Origin of the sequence: Okeania sp. SIO2C2, from assembly GCF_010692625.1 — a bacterium.
Taxonomy (GTDB): domain Bacteria; phylum Cyanobacteriota; class Cyanobacteriia; order Cyanobacteriales; family Microcoleaceae; genus Okeania; species Okeania hirsuta.
This window is the reverse complement of sequence record NZ_JAAHGM010000015.1, coordinates 187,637-195,067: the sequence shown is the minus strand read 5'-3', so window position 1 is coordinate 195,067 and position 7,431 is coordinate 187,637. Positions and strand designations below refer to the sequence as shown.

Annotated in this window: 4 protein-coding genes; 2 read left to right on the top strand and 2 right to left on the bottom strand. The window is 36.2% G+C overall.

What is annotated here, in order from left to right; translation table 11 throughout:
- On the top strand, nt 1-593 hold a 593-nt coding region (locus F6K18_RS15460; protein ID WP_287522008.1), incomplete at its 5' end, for an adenylate/guanylate cyclase domain-containing protein.
- A 4-nt stretch (nt 594-597) separates the two neighbouring features.
- Here F6K18_RS15460 and F6K18_RS15455 read toward each other — a convergent pair.
- Nucleotides 598-1,167: a hypothetical protein gene (locus F6K18_RS15455; RefSeq protein ID WP_287522007.1), complete on the bottom strand. Its 570-nt coding sequence runs from the start codon at nt 1,165-1,167 to the stop codon at nt 598-600.
- 120 nt (nt 1,168-1,287) lie between these two features.
- Nucleotides 1,288-5,436, bottom strand: a complete 4,149-nt coding sequence (locus F6K18_RS15450; protein ID WP_287522005.1) for a TIR domain-containing protein — start codon at nt 5,434-5,436, stop codon at nt 1,288-1,290.
- A gap of 362 nt (nt 5,437-5,798) precedes the next feature.
- On the opposite strand from F6K18_RS15450, the gene F6K18_RS15445 reads away from it, so the two are divergent.
- Nucleotides 5,799-7,274 (top strand): glycoside hydrolase family 13 protein, encoded by a 1,476-nt coding sequence (locus tag F6K18_RS15445; RefSeq protein WP_287522003.1) that lies wholly within the window; start codon nt 5,799-5,801, stop codon nt 7,272-7,274.
- The last annotated feature ends 157 nt before the right edge of the window (nt 7,275-7,431 follow it).

The following is a 7,431-nucleotide window of genomic DNA, read 5'->3' as shown; positions in this document are numbered from 1 at the left end:
CTACTGAAGTACGGGAAAAATGTTTGGCTGAACTCCCACCACTTTCTCAAAGGAGTGAGAATAACTACTGGTTGCTGGCAACTTTGGGAGAAGTAGCTTTGATTTTAGGTGAAAACTTAGAGGCAGAGGTTCAATCTTCTTATAAACCAGTGATGAAAAATACTTGGGGAGATGCTTTATATTATGTCTTCTCTAATGTAAGGGATGCAGGTTTATTTGCCTTGGAAGTATGTGATCTTGTTCAGAGTACAGATTGGGAAAAAGTAGGGTTGCCCGCAAGTTTGAATTTACGGGTAGCGTTACATACAGGGGTGGTTTATAAATATACTAATCCCATCACTGGGGATACAACCTACAGTGGTACTCATGTAAATTATGCTGCCAGAATTGAACCTATTACTCCACCAGGGAAAGTTTATTCGAGTCAGGAGTTTGCTGCAATGGTAGCTTCAGAAGGGGTAAAGGAATTTACTTGCGATTATGTGGGAAAAACTCCTTTAGCTAAGGGTTATGGTACATTTCCTACTTATCATGTGCGACCTTCTTGGGGTGAGGGGATGGGGGTTGATAGAAAACACTCCTCTTCCATTTAAATTGTCAAACTAATTTAATTGTCGATTTTGGTTTTATTAAATAGAAAAATATACAAACCCAAAATGTTAAACTAGGCAAGAACAAAGGCAATAAAATTGCAGCAGTAATATAAATTTGTAGACTAGCTAAACCATAAATTATATTTAGTAAAAATAGGAATAAAAAAATCCCTTTTTGTTGGCGTAATGGAGATTTTTTTTCTAAGATTAATACTATTCCTTTACCTAACACAATAGCTACCCCAATTAGCCATAAATCAGGAATAGGTATAACTAATCTTTGGCTCAGGAAATGATGAACCATATAAGCATGAATTTCTCCTCCTATAAATACATTACGCAGTTTTTGAGAACGCCAGTAACTAACAGCAGCAGGTAAAGGAAAATTTTGTTTATCAACAGTTAATTGTGCATCTCTATATGCAGCAGCAATAATCACTATTGATGAAAGTTTTTCTAGTTTAGTTGTGGCTAATAATTGGTCTTTACTACTTTCCAAAAGTTGCCAAGCTGGTAAACGAAGAAAAACTGTTTCTGGAGGAATAGAAAAATCTATAATTGGATGCAGCCACATTTGCCCTAATTGATAAGAAAACTTAGTTAAAGGTAGTCATCTGCGATCGCAACATTCATGCAAGAAAGCCATTATTAATTATTAATTATTAATTGTTAATTATTGAATACCCACTTTGATTTAACCAATATTATCGCACAAGTTTCTATTCTCCTCTTCCACATAAGGATTATGCTGTAAATAACCACGCACCCAATTACAACTACGGAGCATTAGGTCGTTTAAATCTACCTCTAAATCTAGTTTTTCTACATCCCAAAGTCTAATTGTTTGATCATCACTACCAGATATTAAGACTTTACCATCCGGACTAAAACTAACACTATTAACTGAGTCTTCATGTCCGTGAAATGTTAAAATAGAATTTCCTTGTTTCGGGTTCCACAGTTTAATGGTTTTGTCAGAACTTCCAGAAGCTAAAATCTTGCCATCCGGACTAAAACTAACGCTGTTGATAGAACTACTATGACCCTTAAAAGTGAAAACTTTTTCTCTTTTTTCCACATCCCATAAAGTAACAAGATTACGATCGCCTCCAGCAGCTAAGGTCTTACCATCAGGACTGAAACTGACACTAAAATTAGAACTCTGATTATCGTTGGTGAGAGGTTCCATTTTCTCCATTGTTTCGATATTCCAGAGGTTAATTATATTATCCTTACTACCAGAAGCTAAGGTCTTGCCATCCGGACTAAAACTCATTGTCATTACCGTGCTTTCGTGACCTTTCATATTACCTATTTCTTCTTTTGTTCTCCAATTCCAAAGTTTAATGGTAGTATCTTTACTGCCAGAAGCTAAGATGTTGCCATCAGAACTAAAACTAATCGCCTTGACTGCATCGGTATGACCTTTGAGTCGATGAATCTCTTGTTTTGTTTCTACATCCCATAAAATAATAGTGCTATCTTCACCAGCAGAAGCAATAGTCTTGCCATCCGGACTCACACTAATTTTCATTACCGAGTCATCATGTCCCTTCAAAGTATGTTGAGTTGTAGTCTTCAAATCCCATATCTTGACAGTTTTATCAGCGCCACCAGAAACAAATATCATCTCTTTATCTGATTTATCAGCGCCACCAGAAACAAATATCGTTCTTTTCCCAGAATTATATATCTGAGGAGATGAAGCTAGAGGAAAACTTAAATGTTGAATCGAATCATCATGTCCTTTAAGTGTACCAAGTTCCCTTCTCGTTTCTAAATTCCAGAGTCTGATGGTTTTGTCACCACTACCCGATGCTAATATCTTCCCATCCGGACTAAAACTTACCCGAAACGTCCAAGCATCGTGACCATGAAAAGAGCGAATCTCGTTTCCTGTTGCTATATCCCATAGTTTAACTATTCGGTCTTTGCTACCAGTCGCTAAATGTTTACCATTCGGACTAAAACTCACACTCATAATTGAACTAAAATGTCCTGTCAAAGTCCGAATTTCCTCACCTGTTTCTAAATCCCAAAGTTTAACAGTCTGATCATAACTACCACTTGCCAATATCTTGCCATCGGGACTAAAACGGACGCTACTTACCAAACCATTATGTCCGAAGAGGGTGTAAATTTCTCTACCTGTCTCTACATCCCAAAACTTAATGGTTTTGTCTTTACTTCCCGATGCTAAAGTTTTACCGTCAGGACTAAAACTGATACTAATTACACTACCCTGATGCCCGAAAAGGGTGTCAATTTCTTTGCCTGTCTCTACATTCCAGAGTTTAATCGTATTATCCTTACTCCCTGATACTAAAATCTTACCATCCTGACTGAAACTCATGCTATTTATCCAGTCAGTATGTCCGGTAAAGGTGTCAATTTCCTTGCCTGTTTCTACATCCCAAAGTTTTATCTTCTTGTCTTTTCCTGCTGATGCTAAAATTTTTCCATCCGCACTAAAACAGACACTAATAACAGAGCGATCGTGTCCAGACAAAGTTCGTATTTCCTCTCCCGTTTCCATATTCCAAAGCTTAATCTGTTTATCATCGCTGCCTGATGCCAATATTTTGCCATCTGGACTAAAACTCAGAGACCTAATGGAATTTTTGTGTCCTTGTAATCTGTTGCTTTCACTCCCACCATAAACAGACTGCTGCAATGCGTCGATAACTTCTGGATCTTTCACCTTGTATATTTGCAAATTTTTTCCCGCTTTAATCACTTCGATAAAAGCCTCCAATTCTTTGTTACCAACAAATAGAGACAAGGAAGAACGAGCAAGAGACTCTGCTAAATTAAGTTGCGCTTTTTTATGCTCATATCTAGAATTATGCCATAATCCAGTGCTAATTATAACTGCCAATAGCGAACCCACTGTAATTCCCCAAGCAGTTGTAATATCAAGTTTTCGGCGTTTTGCTGTTGCTAGTTGGATGCTAGTATGTAGCTCGTCACTAGCTCCAATAAATTTCTTTTGCAACTTGGTGAGTGGGGGTTGTTTGTTACTGTTAAGAGCTTCCTGTAACCACTTTTTAGCGATCGCCAGTTCACTTCCTCGTAGCAATAAATCTTCACTAGCTTTTTCCTCCCAGTCCAATGCTTGTTGTGACAATTTTGTATGGTTTCTGACATAATCTCTATCAGTATCCAAAAAACGTACTAACTCGCTAAAGTTAGCATAAAAGTCTCCCCCATACCGATGAAAATCTAACCATTGCACTTTGGCCAATTCTGGATGTAATTTTGCAGTATCAACTTTTCGATGCAATACCGTCACAAACCGTTTATTTAAACTTTTGGCATATTCGACTTCATTTCCACAATAAGGAGAATTTACCGACTCTGGAGAAATAATAAATAAGAAGTTATCCGACTGTTCAATACCCCGATAAATTTCCTGTTGAAAATCTGTTCCCGTAGCAATACTTTCCTGGTCAAACCAAGTAGTTTTTCCCTGAGTTTGTAAAGCATCATTTAACCCTCTAGCAAAATCTGAATCTGCTCTGGAATAAGAAACAAAAACATCCAACACCAAATTAGGTGGTTGTTTAGCACTTTCTGTAATAAATTCTGTTTGTAAATCTGTGGGTAAATTAGCCGTTCTATTCCCAGCTAATTCCAGCCAACTTTGATATTGTTCGAGATTATAACCCCGCAATAAAATACTATGGTTACGATTTTGTTCTAGCCATTTCAAAGCTTTGACTAATAAAAATTTATGTCGTTGATAATAAATAGCTTCTATTTGTATTTCTTTGATAATTTTATCTACAGCTTCCTGATAGGATTCAGTGTTCAAATCAATAAATTGTAAATTATTGATTTCTGGAGGGATTTCTGTTAAATCTGCAGGAGAAATTAATATAGGAATAATTCGTTTATTCAGACTCAAAGCATAAGTTAATTCCTGTTGGCAATATTCAGATTTTATGGCTGAAGGAGACAATAAATAAATTAGATTATCCGCTCCGGCAATTCCTTGATTAATTTCTATTTGAAAATCTTTTCCAGTTTTAAGATCGGCATGAGAACTCCAGACAGTAATTCCTTCTCTAATTAAACTTTTCCTGATTTGCTCCATGATACTTTTATTTGCTTCAGCAAAAGCCAGGAAAACTTGAGTCATTAAATTATTAGCATTTTTATCACTTTCACAGATAAATTCACAATGTAAATCTGTAGGAATACAAGGGGGTTGTTCTTCTGTAAATTTAATCTTTAACCATTGTTCTGCTTGTAGACGTTCTTTTCCAATTAATAAATAACGAGTTTGTTTTTGATTATTTTCCCAGTCTAAACCTTCAACTAAAATCTTAGTATGTTGTTTTACATAATCTTGGTGACGATTAAATAATTCGATTAAGTCAGTCAAACTTTTGTCAAAATTATCAAGATTTTCCCGAAAATAAACCCAATTAATTCTGCCTATTTCAGGGTGCATATTAGGAAAACTTGAATGCTTACCTTTTTCTTGATAAATTTTCCATTCTTCTAAAGTTTTTTTTGGGTTTCGTTGTTGCCAAATTTCATAAGTAATTTGTTCGACGTGAAGCAGAGGAATAATTCGTTTATTGTATTTAATAGCTAATTCTATTTCTTTGAGACAGTAGGAAGAATTAACAGAATGAGGCGCAATAATAAACAGAAAATTATCAGCTTTTATGATGCCATCATCTATTTGATTTTGAAAGTCTACTCCCAGAGGAATATCATTTTGGTCAAACCAGATTTTTAGACCATTTTCTGTGAGTTTTTCATAGAGTTTTGTAGCAAAAGATTTACTGTCAGCACGTCCGTAAGAGATGAAGGCATTGTAATATTCTAACATGATTTTATGGATTGGTAATTAGATTTTTGGAATGGGAATTTTTATCCCTAATTCATTAATTAGAGCTTGCAAGTCTTGCTTAAACAAGTATTGACGTGAGCTATTGCTGCCATCACCATCACAATGTAATTTTGATTTTTCCTTAAATAATTCTTTGCTAATAGGCCATAATACTCACTAATTTTTTTTCAGTGGCTTTAGCAAATTCTAGAATATTATGTCTCCTTTACAAATCTACCCTTTCTCTACATCAAATTGCCTAGTCATTGTAACAAATTTTAATATTACTTTAATTTGTGATACTTTGAGACCAATTTCCTGTCAAAATAGTAGTGGTTTCCTAATTAAAGAGATAATTATCTATGCAAATTCAAACACCAGAATGGGTAAAACACGCCGTATTTTACCAAATATTCCCAGACCGTTTTGCTAAAGGTCAAGCACCTACCCAGACCAGAAAAGGAATAGACAAAGGTTATTATCCTTCTACCCCAGAACCTTGGGATGAACCTCCTACTCCCCAAGGTTACAAAGGCGGCAACCTCTGGGGTGTCATCGAACAACTTGACTATATTCAAGACCTGGGTGTCACTGCTATTTATTTCACTCCTATTTTTCAATCAGCTTGTAACCATCGCTATCATACCCATGACTATTACCGAGTCGATCCAATTTTAGGAGGTAATGAAGCTTTAAGGGTATTAATAGATGCTGCTCACGATCGCAACCTTAAAATTGTTCTAGATGGAGTTTTCAACCATGCTAGTCGGGGTTTCTATTTCTTCAACGATATCTTGGAAAACGGTCCTCATTCTCCCTGGTTACATTGGTTCAAAATAGAAGACTGGCCTCTTTCTGCTTACGATGGTAGTTTACCTGCTAATTATGTCGGATGGATAGGCAACCGTGCTTTACCTGTATTCAATCACGATAACCCCGAAGTGAAAGAATACATTATGGAAATTGGGGAATATTGGTTAGAGTTTGGCATTGATGGTTGGCGATTGGATGTACCGTTTGAAGTTAAAACTCCTGGGTTTTGGCAAGAATTTCGCGATCGCGTCAAAGCTATTAACCCAGAAGCGTATATTGTGGGTGAAGTCTGGAGTGACTGCGTGCAATGGTTAGATGGTACTCAGTTTGATGGGGTGATGAATTATTTGTTTACTGGTCCAACTATTGCTTTTACAGCGGGCGATCGCGTAGATATTGACCAAGTTAAAGGTTGTGACTATTCAGCTTATCCAGCTATATCTGCTGTTGAATACGGTCAAAAAATGCAGGAGTTGCTGCAACTGTATCCGTGGGAAATTCAATTAACTCAACTCAATTTATTAGATAGTCACGATACAGCTAGAGTTTTGAGTATTGCTCAAGGGGATAAAGCAAGTGTTGAGTTAGCTACTCTGTTGTTAATGACTTTTCCTGGCGCACCTAGTATTTATTATGGTGATGAAGTAGGTTTACCAGGGAAGTTAGACCCTGACTCTCGTCGTGGTTTTCCTGCTACTGAAGAATGGGATAATCAAGTTTTGGAATATCATAAAAAGTTAATTGCTATTAGAAATCAATATTCTGCTTTGCGTACTGGTAGTTATGAGGTTTTATTTGCCGAGGGAAATGTGTATGTATTTGCTCGTATTTTAGGAGATGAGGAAATTATTGTGACTATTAATAGTGGTACGGAAGCAGCAAATGTAAATGTTTCTGTTACTCAGTTTAATTCTCGACCTAGTAAAATTGTTTATGGTAGTTGTGAAATTTCCTGGCAAGAAGAATCTACTCAATTAAAATTGAATTTACTTCCTAGAAAAGGCTGTATTTTAGTTAATAATTAATTGTATTGGCATTGCTGAATTAAGGTATGAAAGTAAGTTGATCGGTAATAGGGAATAGGGAATAGGGAATAGGGAACAGGGAACAGGGAACAGTTAATATTAACAAGTAGTTCAAACAATCCCAAGGGAATAGGGAATAGGGAATAGGGAACAGGGA